Consider the following 16,950-nt stretch of genomic DNA (forward strand, 5'->3'; position numbering starts at 1 on the left):
CTAACCTAAATTAGGTTTACCTAACTGCCTTCGCGCCAGGCCCGCCACAGTCGTGCGTAGCGGCCGCCCAGAGCCACCAACTCCTCGTGAGTTCCCTGCTCAACGACGCGTCCCGCGTCCAGCACGGCGATCCGGTCCGCCGCCATCGCCTGGGTCAGCCGGTGTGCCACGAACAGCGTGGTCCGGCCCGCACACGCGGCCAGCACGGCCCGCTCCAGCTCGGCGGCGCCCTCGCTGCCCGCCTCCGCGGTCGACTCGTCGAGCACCACCACCGGCGCCCGGCCCAACACCAGGCGGGCCAGCGCGATCTGGGCGACCTTGGTGACGTCCAGGCGTTCGCCGCCCTCGCCGACCAGGGTGTTCAGCCCCTCGGGCAGCGCGTCGACCCAGCCGCCGGCGCCGACCGTGCGCAACGCGTCCATCAACTCGGCGTCGGTCGCCTCCGGCGCGGCCAGCCTCAGATCGTCGGCGAGCGGACCGGAGAACACATGTGTCTCCTGCGTCAGGATGCTCACCAGGGCCCGCGCCCCGGCCTCGTCCAGACCGGCGAGGTCGGTCGACCCGACGCGCACCGACCCGGCCTGCGGTGTCCCTATGCCGGCGATCAGCGCGGCCAGCGTCGACTTGCCCGCGCCCGTCGCCCCCACCAGCGCGAGGGAACCGCCCGCCGGGATCGTCAGGCCGACATCCCTGAGGACCGGTTGCTCGGTGTCGGGATAGCTGAACGTCAGCCCCTCCACCGTCACTTGATATGCCACGGCTTCGGCGGGCGCGACGGCCTCGTCGCCCACCAGCCGGTCCTCCGCGTCCTCCCCCAGCACCCCGACCAGCCGGGTCAGGCTCGCGCCCGACTTCTGCGCCTCGTCGAAGGTGAACATGATGGCGCCCAGCGGTGTGAACAGCCGGTGGAACATCAGCGGGGCCGCCGACACCTCGCCCAGGCTGGCGGCATCGGCCTCCAGCAGGGCGTACCCCACCACGAGGATCAGGACGAGACCGATGAACTCGGCGCGGTTCTCCCTGCCGACGAACCGGCCGAAGAACCGGAACACCTCGATGCCGAGCTCGCGCACCCGCCACGACTCGCTGGTGACCTTCTCGCGGACGGCACCTTCCAGGCGGTACGCCCGGACCGTGTCGATCCCGTTCAGACCACTGATCAACGCCTGCGCGCGGTCGGCCTGGGCCACCCGCTGCTTGCGGTAGAGCGGGGCGGAGCGAGGCAGATACCAGCGCAGGGCCAGCGCGTACGCGGGCAGTGCGCCGGCGCCCGCCAGGCCGAGCCGCCAGTCCAGGCCGAACATGCCGACCGTGGCGATGACGACGAGCACTCCCGCCGAGAACACCGTGGGGATGGCCGTCCGGATGCCCTTGGAGATCACGGCGACGTCGTCACCGACCCGGGACAGCACGTCTCCCCGGCCGACCTGCTCGATCCGCTCACTGGGCATCCCGAGCACCGCCCGGACCGCGCCTTCGCGCAGCCGCGCGAGCAGATCCGCGCCCAGCCGCCCGATCAGGTACGTCGACATCGCGGTGGCCACCGCGCCGAGCAGTGCGGCGGCCACCATCAACACCCCGACCCTGACCAGGACCGAGCGCGACTCGCCCTCGACCACCCCGTCGACCACCTGGCCGAGCAGGAGCACCGGGAGCACCTGGAGCGCCGCCCCCACCACCGTGGTGAGCACGGTGGCGAGGGTCAGCCATGGCACCTCGCGGCAGTGTGCCGCGACCCAGCGGGTGGCCTCACCCCCCGTCGCCGTACGCAGAGTTGCCGAGGCGACGCGTGTGTCGGTAGTGCTCACACCACAACCAGATCGGGTCGGGGACGGGATCCGTTGACCATCAGCATCCTTAGCCGGCCGCCGACTTGACGAGCTCGTCGACCGCGTACGGCATGGACAGCAGCGTGCCCTGGGAGATGGCCGCGCCGATCGCCGGGCCCTCACTGTCCAGCAGGTAGGTGACCTTGCCGTTCTTCACGGCGTCCAGGTTGGTGAACAACTTGAACTTCTTGAGGGCGGCCGTGTCCGCCTTGTCGTTGATGACGAAGATGCGGTCGACGTCGACCAGGTCGATGCGCTCGGGGGACAGCGCGGTGGAGAAGCTGCCGTCCGCGACCTTGTCGATCTCGGTCTGGTACTGGTAGCCGATGCCCGTCAGCAGCTGTCCGCGCACGTCGGTGGAGGTGAAGGGGTTGACCGCGTCCTTGTACCAGGACAGCGCGACGGCCTTCTGGTCGGCGAACTCCGGGTGTTCCTTCTTGGCGGTGTCGAGCTGGGCCTGGATGCCCGCCACCATCTTCTCGCCCTCGTCGGCCTTGCCGACCGCCTTGGCGATCTGCAGCGCGTTGTCCTGCCACGGAGCGCTGAACGGCTCCTTCTCGGCCTTGGTGCGGCCCACCGTCGGGGCGATCTGGGAGAGCTTGTCGTAGGCGGCCTTGTCGACCTCGGAGTAGACCGCGATGATCAGGTCGGGCCGCAGGGCCGCGATCTTCTCGTAGTTGGGGCCGGCGTCACCGTTCTTCATGATGACCTCGGGCTTGGCGTCGCCCCACTTGTCCTTCACCCAGGGCCACTGGGTGTTGATGTCGGGGCTCTGGCCCGCCGGGTTCGGGTACTGGTCGACCATGCCGACCGGCTTGATGCCGAACGCCAGGACGCTCTGGTCGTCCGTGTAGCCGACGGTGACCACGCGCTTGGGGGCCTCGGCGACCTTCGTGGATCCGAACGCGTGCTCCACGGTGACGGGGAATGCGCCGGACTTGGCAGCCGGGGCGCTGTCGTTCGACTCTTCCTTCGAGTCGGAACCGCATCCCGCGAGAAGACCGACGCCGAGCGTCGCCGCGGAAACCGTCGCCGCCAACCGCCGCCATGGCTTCATACGCGTCGTTCGAAGGAGGAACATCCCAGATCCCTTGCTTTAGCGCCGTCCGCTGCACCCTGTCTTAGGGCAGGCAAACCTTATCCTGGCGAAGTGAGGTTAGCCTAGCCTAACTAGTCATCTTTATGCGGATCTAGTCGAGTTGGACGTGAGCGCGGCCTATCGGCACGATGAGCGGCCGGTCGCCCACCGGGTCGTCGATCACCTTGGCGCGCAGCCCGAACGCCTCGTGGAGCAGTTCGGCGGTGATCACGTCACGCGGATGTCCCTGCGCCAGGATCGCCCCCTCCCTCATCACGACGAGGTTGTCGCTGTAGCGCGTGGCGAGGTTGAGGTCGTGCAGCACCATGACCACGGTGCACCCCGACTCGTGCAGGTCGTCCACCAGGTCGAGGACGTCGATCGCGTGCGCCAGGTCCAGGTACGTGGTCGGCTCGTCGAGCAGCAGCAGGTCGGTGCCCTGGGCCAGGGTCATCGAGATCCACACGCGCTGACGCTGCCCGCCGGACAGCGAGTCGACGGGCCGGTCGGCGAGGTCGGACACCCCGGTCATGGCCAGCGCGCGCTCCACGACGGCGACATCGTCCGACGACCACTGCCGCAGCCAACTCTGGTGCGGATGGCGGCCCCTGGCGACCAGGTCGGACACCGTCAGCCCTTCCGGCGCCACCGGTGCCTGGGGCAGCAGGCCGAGCTTCTTGGCCACGTCCCTGGTCCTGAGCCTGCCGATGTCGTCGCCGTCGAGCACGACCGTCCCCATGGTCGGCTTGAGCAGCCGCGACAGGGTCCTCAACAGGGTCGACTTGCCACAGCCGTTGGGGCCGATGACCGTGGTGATCACCCCTGGCGGTATCGCCACATCGAGCTCGTCGATGACGATCCGGCCGCCGTACCCGACCGTGATACCCCTGGCTGCCAGCCGCGAGGTGTCACCGACCCCGGACTCGACCTCGGCGATGTGCTGCGCGGCCACGAATCCCCCTCCGCCTACTTAGGTTTGCCTAACTCTTTGTACCAGTTATCTGAGATTCGCCCGCACCAGGAGGTAGACGAGGAAGGGGCCGCCGATCGCGGCGGTGACGACACCGACCGGGAGACTGATGGGCAGTGCCGTGCGCGCCACCAGGTCCGCGCCGATCAGGAGCAGCGCCCCGACCAGTCCCGAGGCCACCATCGGCGGCGTCGGACATCTCGCCAGACGCATCGCCACCTGCGGTGCCACCAGCGCGACGAAGGGCACCGGGCCCGCCGCGCTCACCGCCGCGGCGGCCAGCAGCACCGCGCACAGCAGCAGGACGGCCCGCACCATCGAGTACCGGACGCCCAGGCCCGCGGCGATCTCGTCGCCGAAGTGCATCGGCTTGAACTGGAACGCGACACTCGCCACGACGACCAGGAGGACGAGCGTGCACCAGAGCGCTATCCGGACCTCGCCCCAGGACCGGTTGTCCAGCGAACCGACCAGCCACGCCTGGGCCTTGGCCACGTCCCGGATGTCGGCCGTGACCAGCAGCCAGGTCGTGATCGCCTCCATCACCGCGCTCACCGAGATGCCGATGAGGATGAGCCGGAAGCCGTCGACCCCGCGCCGCCACGCCAGGAAGTACACCAGCAGACCCGTGCCCAGCCCGCCCAGGAGCGCCGCCGCGGACAGGCCCACGGAGCTGACGATCGCCGTCGCGGTCCCGCCCGACACCGTCACCAGGAACACCGAGACCGCGCTGGCGCCCCCGGTGACCCCCAGAATGTCCGGGCTGGCCAGCGGATTGCGCGCGATGGACTGCGTGATCGCCCCGGACACCCCGAGGGCGATCCCCACGACGAGGCCGGCCAGGGCACGCGGCATCCGCAGGTCCATGATCACGAACTCGTCGACCCGCTCGCCCCGGCCGAGGATCGTGGCGATCACCCGGTTCAGGCCGATGGGGAAGTCCCCCACGCCGATGGACACGCAGAACACCAGAAAGGTCGCCGCCGCCAGCAGCAGCGTGACGAACACGATCAACGGCCGCCATACGAACGAGACCTGGCCGAGCCGCACACCCGGCGCCACCGATGCCTTCACGTCTGTCCCGTTCATGCGTTCTTGAACTTTCCGCGCCACACCAGGACCGCGAAGAACGGAGCGCCCAGGAGGGCGACGAGGACACCCGCGTCCAACTCGCCCGGCCGCACTACAAGTCGCCCCACGATGTCGCAGGCCAGGAGGACGACGGCGCCGAGCAGACCCGCGTACGGCACCAGCCAGCGGTAGTCCGGACCGGTCAGGTACCGGGCCACGTGGGCCACCATGAGCCCGAGGAACGCGATGGGGCCGCAGGCGGCCGTCGCCGCGCCCGCGAGCAGGGTGATGGCGAGGATGCCGACGGTCCGGCTCAGCGCGATGTTCACCCCGAGCCCCCGCGCCACGTCGTCGCCCAGGTTGAGCAGGTTGAGCGAGGGCAGCATGGCCAGGGCCAGCACAAGGCCGACCACGATGAACGCGGTCACCGGCCAGATGACGTCGAATCCGACGCCGGCCACGGAGCCCGCGTTCCAGAACCGCAGCGCGTTCAGCGACGCCAGGTCCGTCAGCGCGACCGCGGTGGTCATCGCCGCGAGGAACACCGTGATCCCCTGCCCGGCCAGGGCGAGCGTCAACGGATTGCCGGCGCCCCGGCCGATGCTCGCGAGGCCGAACACGACGACACCGGCGACCGCCGCTCCCAGGAAGGCGAACCAGACGTACTGGAACGGGTTGGAGAACCCGAACACGGCGATCACCGACACCACCGCGAACGAGGCGCCGGCGTTCACGCCCAACAGGCCCGTGTCCGCGATCGGGTTGCGCGTGTACCCCTGGATCAGCGCCCCGCCGACCCCCAGCGCGATGCCCGCCACGATCGCGAGCACCGTCCGGGGCACCCGCACGGTCCGCACGATGAGCCTGATCTCGGTGAGCCGCTGGTCGGAGTCGGGCGCCGCGAACAGCCCGTGCCACACCTCGGCGGGGCTCAACGAGCGCGCACCGACGGCCAACGACACCACCCCCGCGGCCACGAGGACCACCACCAGCATGCCCAAACCCACCACCCGCCGCCGGCGGGCGTCTGTGCCCCTGGGCGCGGGGCGCTCAACCGCAGTCGTGCCCATGGCGAAGTACGTTATCCCTATTGATCCACTGGAGAAGCATGGCCCGGGCGTTTCACGCGGCGACCGTCCTGGCCTCGTCCGAAGGGGACTTGACGCCCCGGGCGAGGAGCGAGTCCAGGATCTCCCCGACCCTGGTCGCGGTGTTGGACAGCAGGGACGACGTGATGCCGTGCGTGTGTTCCGTACCGCCCTGGAGGTAGATGCCGCAGCGCAGTTCGGGGTCCGTCACGATGCGGTAGTCGCGCTCGACGCGGACGCGGCCCTCTTCGTCGCGCAGGCAGTGGTCCGCGACCTCGCCGAGGAGTCCGAGGGGGTCGGCGGGGCTGTAGCCGGTGGCGAAGACCACGACGTCCGCGTCGAGGAGGGTCTCCTCGCCGGTGACGAGGGACGTCACGGTGGCACGGGCCGTGCCCTCGGTCTCCTCGACGTCGGTCAGCCGGGACACGTTGAGGAAGCGCAGCCGCTCGGTGCCGAGGACCTTCTCCTGGTACGTCTGCCGGTACAGGTCCTCGATCAGGTCGATGTCCACCACGGAGTAGTTGGTGTTGCCGTGGTAGTCCATCAGTCGGCGCTTGACGTTCTCGGGCGCGGCGAAGTACTCGTCGACGGCCGCGGGATCGAATATCCGGTTGGCGAAGCTGCTGTCGTCGGCGGGGCTGTACCCGTAGCGGGAGAAGACCGCGCAGACCTCGGCCTCGGGGAAGCGTCGGTGCAGGTAGGCGACGTTCTCGGCGGCGCTCTGGCCGGCGCCCACGACGATGAACCGGGAGGGCGAGGTGCCCTCCAACCGGTCGACCTTCGCCAGCAGTTCGGAGTTGTGCCAGACGCGGTCGCCCGTCTCGACGCCCTCCGGCATGAGGGGGCGCATCCCGGTGCCGAGGACCAGGTTGCGGGCCCGGTGGACCGCGAGACCCTCCGCCGACCGGACCGTCACCTCCAGGTGCTCCACGGTTCCGTCGCGGACGACGGGCGCGACGCCGACGACCTCGTGGCCGTAGGAGGCCATGTCCTCGACCTGGGCCGCGGCCCACTCCAGGTAGTCGTGGAACTCGACCCGCAGCGGGAAGAGGTTCTTGTGGTTGATGAAGTCGATCAGCCGGCCCTTGCTCTTCAGGTAGCAGAGGAAGCTGAACTCGCTGGCCGGGTTCCGGAGCGTCACCAGGTCCTTGAGGAAGGACACCTGCATGGTCGCGTCGTCGATCAGCATGCCCCGGTGCCAGCCGAAGCACGGCTGCTGCTCGAAGAAGTGAGCGGTGATCGCCTCCTGCTCGCCCGCTCGTGCGTTGTGCTCGCCGAGTGCGATCGCCATGGCCACATTGGACGGTCCGAAACCGATGCCAATGAGGTCGTGGACCAGTGGTGCGTCATCAGGAAGAACCTGTGACATGTCACTCCCATCGTGCGGGGCAGTCGCCTGTCAGGCGTGGGGGAAGGTACGAGGTACGAAAGGTGGGCAGGCCAACAGCCGAGCCCGCCCGGGAATTTAGGTTAGCCTAAGCTAATCCCATAAGGCTGTCGACCGGACGAACCGGGCAATCAGGCACCGGCACTCGCCAACTGGGGCACCGCACACCCCCGTTGCATACTAAGGTAAGCCTTGCTTTACTGACCGCGGTCCATCCCCTGCCTTCGAGGAGGAACCCCATGCGGGTCGTCATGTTCGGTTACCAGACCTGGGGCCACCGCACCCTGCAAGCCCTCCTGGACTCCGAACACGACGTGGTGCTGGTCGTGACCCACCCCAAGAGCGACCACGCGTACGAGAAGATCTGGAGCGACTCCGTCGCCGACCTCGCCGAGGAGCACGGCGTCCCGGTGCTGATCCGCAACCGCCCCGACGACGACGAGTTGTTCGAGCGCCTCAAGGAGGCCGACCCGGACATCCTCGTGGCGAACAACTGGCGGACGTGGATCCCCCCGCGCATCTTCGACCTGCCGCGCCACGGCACGCTGAACGTCCACGACTCGCTGCTGCCGAAGTACGCCGGCTTCTCCCCGCTGATCTGGGCCCTGATCAACGGCGAGACCGAAGTGGGCGTCACCGCGCACATGATGAACGACGAGCTCGACGCGGGCGACATCGTCCGTCAGGAGGCGGTACCGGTCGGACCGACGGACACGGCCACCGACCTCTTCCACAAGACCGTCGACCTCATCGCCCCGGTCACCGTCGGCGCCCTCGACCTCATCGCCGCCGGGCAGACGGAGTTCACCAAGCAGGACCGGTCCCAGGCGAGCTTCTTCCACAAGCGGGCCGCCGAGGACATCCGCATCGACTGGGCCTGGCCGGCCGAGGACCTGGAGCGCCTGGTCCGCGCCCAGTCCGAGCCGTACCCCAGCGCCTTCACCTTCCACAAGGGCAAGCGACTTGAGGTCCTGGCCGCGGTGGTGTCCCAGGGCCGCTACGGCGGGACGCCCGGCCGCATCTTCTACCGCGAGGGCGAGGGCGTGGTGATCGTCGCCGGAGCAGACGCGCGCACCGGCCGCAACCACGGCCTGGCCATCACCCGCGTACGGACCGAGGACGGCCGCGAGCTGCCCGCGACGCAGTACTTCACCTCCATGGGCGGGTATCTCACCACCCGCCCCTGATACCCCGGCCCCAGCACGGTCCCGTTGGGCCGGCCGGACGCCCCCGCCGTGCGGAACTTCCCGTCTCCGCACGGCGGGGGCGCTCCCTCTACGATGCGGGCCCGCCCCACCCAAGGGAGCCGCCGGTCGGAGACCGCGAGGCGACACGCAGGGGGCGCGCGCCCCTTGCCCTTCTCGTGGCGCTGTCGACCGTCCCCCTGGCCGCCCTCTACTTGCTGTCACCGGCGCCCGGCGCGGCCAACATCCCACCGGACCAGGTGATTCGGACCCTGATCCGCAATCCGCTCGCCGAACCCGGGGCGCTCGGGGCCGGCCGCGGCCAGGGGCGCGGGGCTGTGTCGATTTGCGGCTCCGCCGCGGGGCGCGACCAGCCCCCACGCACCCGCAGCCGAACAACCCGCTCCCAGCGGAGCGTCACGGCACGATCGTCGTCCCCGTTCCGACCACACCCGCCAGCCCGTCGAGCAACGCGTGCGGCGCGCGCCCGTCGAGCACCCGGGCCGCTCCCACCCCACCCCTGACAGCCCTCAGACAGGCCTCCATCTTGGGCCCCATGCCGCCGTTCAGCGTCGGCAGCAACCGCTCCAGTTCCCCCGCGCCGATCCGGTCGACGATCCGGTCGCTCTCGGGCCAGTCGGCGTACAGCCCGGGAACATCGGTGAGGACGACCAGGATCCGCGTCCCCAGCGCGGCCGCCAACGCCCCTGCCGCCGTATCGGCGTTGACGTTGTAGACCTGCCCGTCCTCGCCCCGGCCGACGGAGGAGATCACCGGGATGTGGCCGCTGTCGAGCAGGATGCGGACCACCGCGGTGTTCACCCGCGCCACATCGCCGACCAGCCCGATGTCGACGGGCTCACCGGCCACTTCGGCGTACCGCTTGACGGCGGTCAGGGTCCGCCCGTCCTCACCGCTGAGGCCGACGGCGTACGGGCCGTGTTCGTTGAGCAGTGCGACGAGTTCCTTCTGGACCTTGCCGGACAGCACCATGCGGACGACTTCCATGGTCTCCGGAGTGGTGACCCGGAGCCCGTTCAGGAAGGACGACTTGAGGCCCAGCCGGTCCAGGTGGGCGCCGATCTGCGGACCGCCGCCGTGCACGACGACCGGTCTGACACCGGCGTGCCGCAGGGTGAGGACGTCCTGTGCGAAGGCCCGCCGGAGCGTGTCGTCGGTCATCGCGTGGCCGCCGTACTTGACGACGACCGTGTGTCCGCGCAGGGCTTCGAGCGCCACGAGGTGATCGGTGAGATCGGCGGCGGCGGACTCGGTATCGGTATCGGAGGAGGAGGTGGCCGTTTCGGCCACGACGGCCCCGTTCACGGACGCCGCCCGCTGCGGGCCCCGTGCTTCTCGGCCAGGCCGGACTCCGGCAGAGCCTGGAGCGTGCGGCGCCCCCAGGTGTGATGGCCGAACATGGCGACCCGCATCGTCGATCCTCTCCTAGGACACACCATTGCAAGGTAAGGCTAACCTTATTTAACATCAGTGGCGCCTAGGGGAAGGAAAGCTGCGGTGAACGCACTGCATGACGAGCCGGACGCCATCCTTGACGTGCTCGGTATAGGTTTCGGGCCGTCAAATCTCGCACTGGCCATTGCGGTTGAGGAACACAACGCCCAAGTCGCTCCGGAGCACCGGATCCGCGCGGGATTCCTGGAGCGCCAGCCGTCGTTCGGCTGGCACCGGGGGATGCTCATCGAAGACGCCACGATGCAGGTGTCCTTTCTCAAGGACCTGGTCACCATGCGCAACCCGACCAGCGACTTCAGCTTCCTGTGCTTCCTGCGGGAGCGGGGCAGGATGGTGGACTTCCTCAACGCGAAGACGCTGTTCCCGCTACGGATCGAGTTCCACGAGTACTTCGAATGGGCCGCCGCCCGGGTGGCCCACCTCGTCGATTACTCCGACGAGGTCGTGTCGGTCGACCCGGTGACCGGACCCGACGGGGAGGTCCGCTGGCTCGACGTGGTCAGCCGCGTACCCGGGGCCCCGGACCGGACCGTCACCCGCAGGGCGCGGAACATCTCGGTGGCCGTCGGCCTGGAGCCGCACCTGCCACCGGACACCGCCCTGTCCGACCGCATCTGGCACAACAGCCAACTCGTCCCGCGTGTACGCGAGTTGAACGAGTCCGGTACCCCGGTGGGCCGCGTCCTGGTGCTCGGCGCGGGCCAGAGCGCGGCCGAGGCGGTGGACTACCTCCACCAGTCCTTCCCCGAGTCGGAGATCTGCGCGATCTTCGCCAAGTACGGCTACACGCCCGCCGACGACAGTCCGTTCGCCAACCGGATCTTCGACCCGGAGGCGGTGGACGTCTACTTCCGCTCCAAACCGGAGGTGAAGCAGTCCCTGGTCGACTACCACCGCAGCACCAACTACTCGGTGGTCGACATGGATCTCATCGAGTCGCTGTACGCGACCATGTACCGCGAGAAGGTGCAGGGCCGTGAGCGGCTGCGCCTGCGCAACGTGTCCCGCATCCGGGACGTACGCAGTCTCGACGACCACCTGGAGGTCACCGTCGAGTATCTCCCCACCGGGGAACGGGAGGTGCTCTCCGCGGACCTGCTGGTCCACGCGACCGGCTACCGCCCCAGGGACCTCGACACCCTCCTGGGCAGGACCGCGAAACTCTGCCTGCGGGACGACAAGGACGCCGTGCGCGTCGGACGCGACCACCGTGTCGAGCTCACGCCCGACGTCACGGCGGGCATCTATCTGCAGGGCGCGACCGAGCACACGCACGGACTCACCTCGACCCTGCTGTCCACCACGGCGGTCCGGTCCGGCGAGATCCTCGACTCCCTGCTCGCCCACCGCACGGCCACGAAGGTCACCGAGCCGACGTCCTGACGACGTCCCCGAGGAACCGGGCGGATGTATACAGAGGGCCGGGGCCACGGGCGAGCCGTGACCCCGGGCCCGCTGTGTCACGCGACACGCTCGCGAGACGAGACCCTGAAAGTATGATCAACCAATGTCTGACATGACCGAAACCACGCCCGGCTGGCTCCCGCACGACGAACTGGAGCAGGCGCGCGCACGCATGCCGATCCTGTACGTGGAGGCCGTACCGGTCCGCGTCGACGACAGCGGCGAAGTCACCAGCATCGGACTGCTGCTCCGGATCGGGTCGGACGGGACGGTCAGCCGCGCGCTCGTCTCCGGCCGGGTGCTGCACCACGAGCGGGTGCGGGACGCCCTGCTGCGCCACCTGGAGAAGGATCTCGGCCCCGTCGCACTCCCCCGCGTCCCGGCCTCGCTGCAGCCCTTCACCGTCGCCGAGTACTTCCCGACACTCGGGGTGACGCCGTTCCACGACCCCCGCCAGCACGCGGTGTCCCTCGCGTACATCGTGCCGGTGTCCGGTGACTGCCGCCCGAGGCAGGACGCTCTCGACCTGGTCTGGTTCAGCCCCGAGGAGGCCGCCTCGCCCGTGGTCATCAACGAGATGCCGGGCGGCACCGGAGCCCTCCTCAAGCAGGCCCTCGCGCACATCGGCCACCTGTCCTGACGACGGGCGCCCGTCCTGCCCCGGAGCTCTCAGAGTTCGAGAGCGACGAACCCGTCCGGCTCGTCCGGTGCCGGGGCCGTCACGGTGTAGCCGAAGCGATCCTTCAGGCCCGTGACGTCCCACAGCGCCGCACGGTCGCGGTAGTTGAAGACGAGTTCCTTCTCGGCGCCGCCGTGCTTGAGGATCCGGGCGATGGCGATCTCGTTGGGATGGTCGTGCCGCGCGCCGCTGGTCGATATCAGGTAGCGGTCGCAGTCGATCAGGCCGAGGAGCTCGTTGGAGAGGTTGTGGTCGCTGCCGTGGTGGGCGACCTTGAGGAGGTCGACGTGCATCCGTCCGCCCTCCGCCTCGGCCCTGGGCCGTATCGACGCCACGAGCCGGCGGTCGTCCGCGTCACCGGTGAGGACGACCCGCTTGTCCTCGAACTCGAAGAGCAGGCCGATGCTCGACACGTTCGTCTTCGACGTGTCCGGCTTGAACACCGACGCGGCCAGCCGGTCCACGTTCACCCCGCCGAAGTGCTCGAAGCCCGGTACCGGGGGGTTCTCCTCGGGATCCCGGCCGGGGATCAGACCGTGTCTGGCGCATTCCGCGGCCCAGGCGGGCGCCAGCTTCTCCAGCTGCCTGCGGTCGGGTGAGAGCACGTCCATCGTGGATCCGTCGTCGAACCACGCGAGTTCCCGGCCGACCTCGACACTGCGTCCGCCGAACGCGTCGTTCCACGGCACCTTCTGTTCCAGCAGGGCGCTGGTGAGCTTCTCCCCGTCCTGGGCACCGAACCCCTCGGTGTCGAGCAGGTGGTCGAAGCCGTTGAACCACACGTCCCCGAACTCCACCGACCGGTCCGGGTCGTCCAGCAGGGCGAGCACGCCGAGGATGTGGTCCTGGTCGACATGGGTGACGACCAGGACGTCGACCTGACCGTCGAGCCCGGCGAGCGTGGGCTTGATCAGCGGGTACGTGCCCGAGCGGCCGCCGTCGACGAGGATCCTGTGTACGAAGCCGCCGTCGCCGTACTCCAGGAGCAGGCAGTCGCCGTCCTCGCCGGGCATCATCGTGAACCGGATCATTGCTGTCTCCCTCGCAGAGCGACGATCACGAACGGCTCGCGCATGTCGACACGCCACGACAGGCGGCGGGCCTGTTCGAGCCGCTCGGCGCACCCGGGGTCGTCGGGGAACTCGGAGAGCCCGTGGATGAGGCGGCTCAGGCCCAGCGTGAAGACCGGCACTCCGCGGTCGAAGGCCTCGACCAGGGCTTCGCGCGCCGCCTCGCGCTCCGGCTCGGTGTGGGCCCGGCGCAGGTGCCGCATGGCCCAGAGCAGGGATCCGTCGCTCATCCAGTCGAACTCGTGCCGCAGCCGGGACAGCCACGGGTCCCAGCGGTGCGGCCGCTCGGTCAGCTCGCTGCCGACGAGGACGTAGGCGCCCGCCACCGCCGCGAGCGGGTTGGTCATCCTGCCGTCGTAGAGCATGGTCTCCGCGTCCCTGACCAGCGTCGCCGCCGCGTCGAAGGCTCCCCGGGCCATGTAGGCCAGGGCGGGCCCCACCCGGCTGTCCCGTACGGAGACCGAGACGGCGCTGCCGGTCGGGCTCTGCCGTTCGTTGACGAGGACCTCGATCTGCGCAGCACCCCAGGGCGCGGGCAGGGTGACGACGTACTCGGTGCCGGCCAGCGAGACGACCAGGAACTGGCGTGGACCCAGGGGCACGTCGAGCGTGCGGCCGCCCCGCTCGTCGACCGGGCCGTGATCGCCGAAGCGGTACAGCCGTGCGGCGGCGTCGCCCAGTTCGAGACTGGCGACGGAGTGCGGTTCGGAGCGGGCGATCTCGAACGCGACCAGTTGCTTCGCGGGCCCGTCGGTCAGCCGGAGCATGGCCGGGAACTGCCAGCTCTTCGGCTTGGGGTCGCCGACCCAGGCCGCGTGTCCGGGTTCGATGAACGCGCCGCGCTCCCAGGTCCCGGACCGCGAGCCCAGGGAGCGGGGCACGGGAATCGTGAGCCCGTCGTGGTAGGCCCCGTAGGACTCGATGTTGCCCATGAGGTGCTGCCAGGAGTGGGACGCGAAGGGCGAGGCCGCCGGGCGGAGCGTCACCTGCTTCTCGTCGCCGTCCGCCACCTCGGCGTCCTTGGAGAGCACGACCCCGGAGGGCAGCGTGGCCGACACGATGTAGTGGCCGGGGTCGACCTCGAACCGCGCCGGAGGGGCCGTGGTCCCGCAGGGGAAGAGGACGGCACGGTGGCCGGGGCCGCTGCCCTCGGACGGGTAGATGTTGCCGACCACCTTGGCCCCGTCGGCGAGGTCGGCTTCATGGAGGCTCAGTTCGACGTTGACGCTCAGGCCCGCGCTCATGGCTTCTCCAACTTCACGCGGCGGAACACCGGACGTACCGTGACGGACTTCGTCCGCACGTCCTGGTCGCCGAGTCGGGCCTCGAAGTCGTAGTCCCCGAAGCGCAGTTCGATGGCCCACTCGCTGTCGGGGTTCTCGCCGTCGACCTCGCCCGCGGCCCGATGCAGCCTCTCGAGACCGTCCTCACGGCAGACGAACTCGGCCTCGGCGTTGTCCTCGGCGGGATCGCAGCCGACGTACACCGGGACGACCGGCGGGCCTGACAGCTGGTGGAGGACGAACACGGGCAGTTCGCCGACCGAGGGGACCTGGACACCCGCGACCGCACCGGCGAACCGCGGCTGGCGCATGAAGTGGTCGATCGCCTTCAGCAGGTCGGAGGTGTCGACCCGCCAGTCCCCCTCGGGATCGTCGCTCGCCGCGCCGGAGAAGCTCTTCAGCAGGGCCTCGGTGAACAGGCTCACCTGACCGGGCCGCGCGTGCGAGCGGTCGCCGGACAGGGTGGCGTAGTACGGGATGTGGAAGCGGCGCGGCAGATCCAGCGGCCGTGTCCCGGCGCCGAGGGGCGAGCGCCCCGCGAACCGCGCGCCCGAACGCTCGATGAGGACATCGGAGTTGGACCTGCAGGCGTCGACGAAGAAGACCTGCTCGCTTGCCCTGCACCGCTTGAGGCCGTTCATCAGGCCCGCGAAGTCCAGTGCGCTGTTGAGGGGGTTGTGCTCGTCCGCGAAGATGTCCGCGGCCAGCAGCGCCATGTCGTCACCCTGCGAGACGCCGTGGCCGCAGAAGTAGAAGACGAGCCGGTTGTCGACATGGCTGTCGCCGCGGTCGTACCACTGGGTGACCGCCGTGAGGATGTTGTCGATGGTGGCGGTCTCCACCTCGTGGGCCTTCTGGGTGCGGGGGTTCACGAACGGGGCCGGCGCTTCCTCGCTGAGCAGCAGGGCGAGACTGCCGAGCGGTCGCCCGGGATCGTGGTACTCGGCGAGCAGCCAGGTCGCGAGCGTACGGGCGGAGATGGGCGGCGAGCTGAGCTGCCGCATCCCGTCGGGATCGGCGACCGGTGCCTCGCCACCGGCGAGATGGGGATACTTGCCGACGCCGATGACCAGTGCGTGGGTGCACGGCGGACCGGCGTGTTCATCGAGATGGACCACGGAACCGGCCATGGATCCTCCGGAACCCCTACTACCGCACCGGAGCATGCCCGCAGGCAGCATTTTCCTTATTATATTCCTGAGACATCCACTGTGTCCCGATATGTCACCAATGATCGTGTTTCTCGGTGAACGTGAGGACCGCCATGGCCAGGAATCTCGTCGTCTGTCTGGACGGCACGGGCAATCAGTTGAAGGCGAAAGGGAACACCAATGTCGTCCGGCTCTACGAAATGCTGGACCTGAGCGATCCCGCCCGGCAGATCGCCTATTACGACCCCGGTGTCGGCACGTTCTCGGCCGCGGGCTCCTGGACGCCTGTCGGCCGGCATCTGTCGAAACTCCTCGGTCTCGCCTTCGGCTCCGGAATACGGACCAACCTCGCCGAGGCCTACACGTATCTGATGCGGCACTACCAACCGGGCGACCGCATCTACGTGTTCGGCTTCAGCCGCGGCGCCTACACGGCCCGTGCCCTGGTGGGAATGCTCAAGGCGGTCGGTCTGATGCGGCCCGGCATGGAGAACCTCGTCCCGTACGCCGTGTCCGTGTACGCGCGGAACAAGGACTGGACGCGGGAGGACTGGGACCAACTCCACCGTTTCGCGGGCGCGTTCAGCAACGCGGTCGACGGGCGGGTCGGCATCCGCGTCGAGTACCTGGGGATCTGGGACTCCGTGAAGGCCGCGGGCCTCCTGCGCTGGAACCTGCGCTGGCCGTACACCCGTCAGGCCCCGAACGTCCGCCGCATCCGCCACGCCGTGTCCATCGACGAGAAGCGCAGACCGTACCGCGAGTACCTCGTCACCCCTGCCGCCGGGGACAAGAAGAAGCCCGTGCCGTCGACCGTCGAGCAGGTGTGGTTCGCCGGGGTCCATTCCGACATCGGCGGGACCTTCGACGACGATCCCCGCCTCCCGACGATCGCCCTGAAGTGGGTCGTGGACGGCGCCCTCGAACGGCGGGACGGCGAGCCCGAGGCACGTCTCCTCCTCAAGCCCCGGGCCTACGAGCGCGAGGTGACCCTCGTGCCCGAGGACGCCCTGGGCAAGGTGCACCGGATGGGCTGGGTCTGGGCCCTGCTCACCTACCGGCGCCGCGGGCTTCCGCAGGGCGCGCATGTGCACGAGAGCGTCCGGGCGCGGCTGGAGAAGGACGCCGGCTACGCGGACCGGATCCCGCCGACGGCGATCTGGTCGGACACCGGCTGGCTCACCGCCCGGGAGTGACCGCCCAGCTCACCGCCCTGCAGTGATCCCCACAGCTCGATGGAGGTACACGCCCACGCGCTCGCCGACGGTCTTGCCCGCCCG

The 16,950-nt window shown here is 69.5% G+C and carries 14 protein-coding genes; 4 read left to right on the plus strand and 10 right to left on the minus strand.

The window, feature by feature from the left end; translation table 11 throughout:
• Window positions 1-20: 20 nt before the first annotated feature.
• The 6 genes from ACFWXQ_RS03975 to ACFWXQ_RS04000 all read right to left on the minus strand — a co-directional run bounded on the left by ACFWXQ_RS03975 (window position 21) and on the right by ACFWXQ_RS04000 (window position 7,405).
• Window positions 21-1,808: an ABC transporter ATP-binding protein gene (locus tag ACFWXQ_RS03975; RefSeq protein ID WP_383952665.1), complete on the minus strand. Its 1,788-nt coding sequence runs from the start codon at window positions 1,806-1,808 to the stop codon at window positions 21-23.
• 49 nt (window positions 1,809-1,857) lie between these two features.
• Complete coding sequence (locus ACFWXQ_RS03980) at window positions 1,858-2,910, minus strand: ABC transporter substrate-binding protein (RefSeq protein ID WP_383952667.1); 1,053 nt, start codon at window positions 2,908-2,910, stop codon at window positions 1,858-1,860.
• 109 nt (window positions 2,911-3,019) lie between these two features.
• A complete protein-coding gene (locus ACFWXQ_RS03985) occupies window positions 3,020-3,859 on the minus strand; it encodes an ABC transporter ATP-binding protein (RefSeq protein ID WP_383952669.1) in 840 nt (279 codons plus the stop codon).
• 45 nt (window positions 3,860-3,904) lie between these two features.
• Window positions 3,905-4,966, minus strand: a complete 1,062-nt coding sequence (locus tag ACFWXQ_RS03990; RefSeq protein ID WP_383952671.1) for a FecCD family ABC transporter permease — start codon at window positions 4,964-4,966, stop codon at window positions 3,905-3,907.
• Entirely contained in the window at window positions 4,963-6,018 is a 1,056-nt protein-coding gene (locus tag ACFWXQ_RS03995; protein WP_383952674.1) for a FecCD family ABC transporter permease, read from the minus strand. Before ACFWXQ_RS03995 ends, ACFWXQ_RS03990 begins: the two co-directional genes overlap by 4 nt.
• Before the next feature lie 52 nt (window positions 6,019-6,070).
• Entirely contained in the window at window positions 6,071-7,405 is a 1,335-nt protein-coding gene (locus tag ACFWXQ_RS04000) for a lysine N(6)-hydroxylase/L-ornithine N(5)-oxygenase family protein (protein WP_383952676.1), read from the minus strand.
• A gap of 257 nt (window positions 7,406-7,662) precedes the next feature.
• Between ACFWXQ_RS04000 and ACFWXQ_RS04005 the strand changes: the two genes are divergently transcribed.
• Window positions 7,663-8,610, plus strand: coding sequence for a methionyl-tRNA formyltransferase (locus ACFWXQ_RS04005; RefSeq protein ID WP_200394610.1), 948 nt, complete (start codon window positions 7,663-7,665; stop codon window positions 8,608-8,610).
• 414 nt (window positions 8,611-9,024) lie between these two features.
• Here the strand turns inward: ACFWXQ_RS04005 and argB are convergent, their stop codons facing one another.
• Entirely contained in the window at window positions 9,025-9,918 is an 894-nt protein-coding gene (gene argB / locus ACFWXQ_RS04010; RefSeq protein WP_383957425.1) for an acetylglutamate kinase, read from the minus strand.
• Window positions 9,919-10,125: 207 nt separating this feature from the next.
• On the opposite strand from argB, the gene ACFWXQ_RS04015 reads away from it, so the two are divergent.
• Both ACFWXQ_RS04015 and ACFWXQ_RS04020 read left to right on the plus strand, forming a co-directional pair.
• Window positions 10,126-11,466 carry a lysine N(6)-hydroxylase/L-ornithine N(5)-oxygenase family protein gene (locus ACFWXQ_RS04015; protein WP_384083406.1) on the plus strand — a complete coding sequence of 447 codons (1,341 nt, stop codon included), beginning with the start codon at window positions 10,126-10,128 and terminating at the stop codon, window positions 11,464-11,466.
• 133 nt (window positions 11,467-11,599) lie between these two features.
• Window positions 11,600-12,127 (plus strand): NUDIX hydrolase family protein, encoded by a 528-nt coding sequence (locus ACFWXQ_RS04020; protein ID WP_055612524.1) that lies wholly within the window; start codon window positions 11,600-11,602, stop codon window positions 12,125-12,127.
• A 29-nt stretch (window positions 12,128-12,156) separates the two neighbouring features.
• On the opposite strand, the gene ACFWXQ_RS04025 is transcribed toward ACFWXQ_RS04020, so the two are convergent.
• Genes ACFWXQ_RS04025 through ACFWXQ_RS04035 form a run of 3 tightly spaced genes read right to left on the minus strand, consistent with a single transcriptional unit; the run spans window position 12,157 to window position 15,649 of the window.
• Window positions 12,157-13,197, minus strand: coding sequence for a ComEC/Rec2 family competence protein (locus ACFWXQ_RS04025; RefSeq protein WP_383955883.1), 1,041 nt, complete (start codon window positions 13,195-13,197; stop codon window positions 12,157-12,159).
• Window positions 13,194-14,480 (minus strand): hypothetical protein, encoded by a 1,287-nt coding sequence (locus tag ACFWXQ_RS04030; RefSeq protein WP_383955886.1) that lies wholly within the window; start codon window positions 14,478-14,480, stop codon window positions 13,194-13,196. The genes ACFWXQ_RS04025 and ACFWXQ_RS04030 overlap by 4 nt, the downstream gene beginning before the upstream one ends.
• A complete protein-coding gene (locus ACFWXQ_RS04035) occupies window positions 14,477-15,649 on the minus strand; it encodes a caspase domain-containing protein (protein ID WP_383955889.1) in 1,173 nt (390 codons plus the stop codon). The genes ACFWXQ_RS04030 and ACFWXQ_RS04035 overlap by 4 nt, the downstream gene beginning before the upstream one ends.
• Window positions 15,650-15,783: 134 nt before the next feature.
• On the opposite strand from ACFWXQ_RS04035, the gene ACFWXQ_RS04040 reads away from it, so the two are divergent.
• The gene (locus ACFWXQ_RS04040; protein ID WP_383955892.1) at window positions 15,784-16,866 is read left to right on the plus strand and encodes a DUF2235 domain-containing protein; all 1,083 of its coding nucleotides are present in this window, start codon (window positions 15,784-15,786) and stop codon (window positions 16,864-16,866) included.
• Window positions 16,867-16,950: the final 84 nt, after the last annotated feature.

It is taken from the genome of Streptomyces sp. NPDC058697 (genome assembly GCF_042715345.1).
Classification (GTDB): domain Bacteria; phylum Actinomycetota; class Actinomycetes; order Streptomycetales; family Streptomycetaceae; genus Streptomyces; species Streptomyces liliifuscus.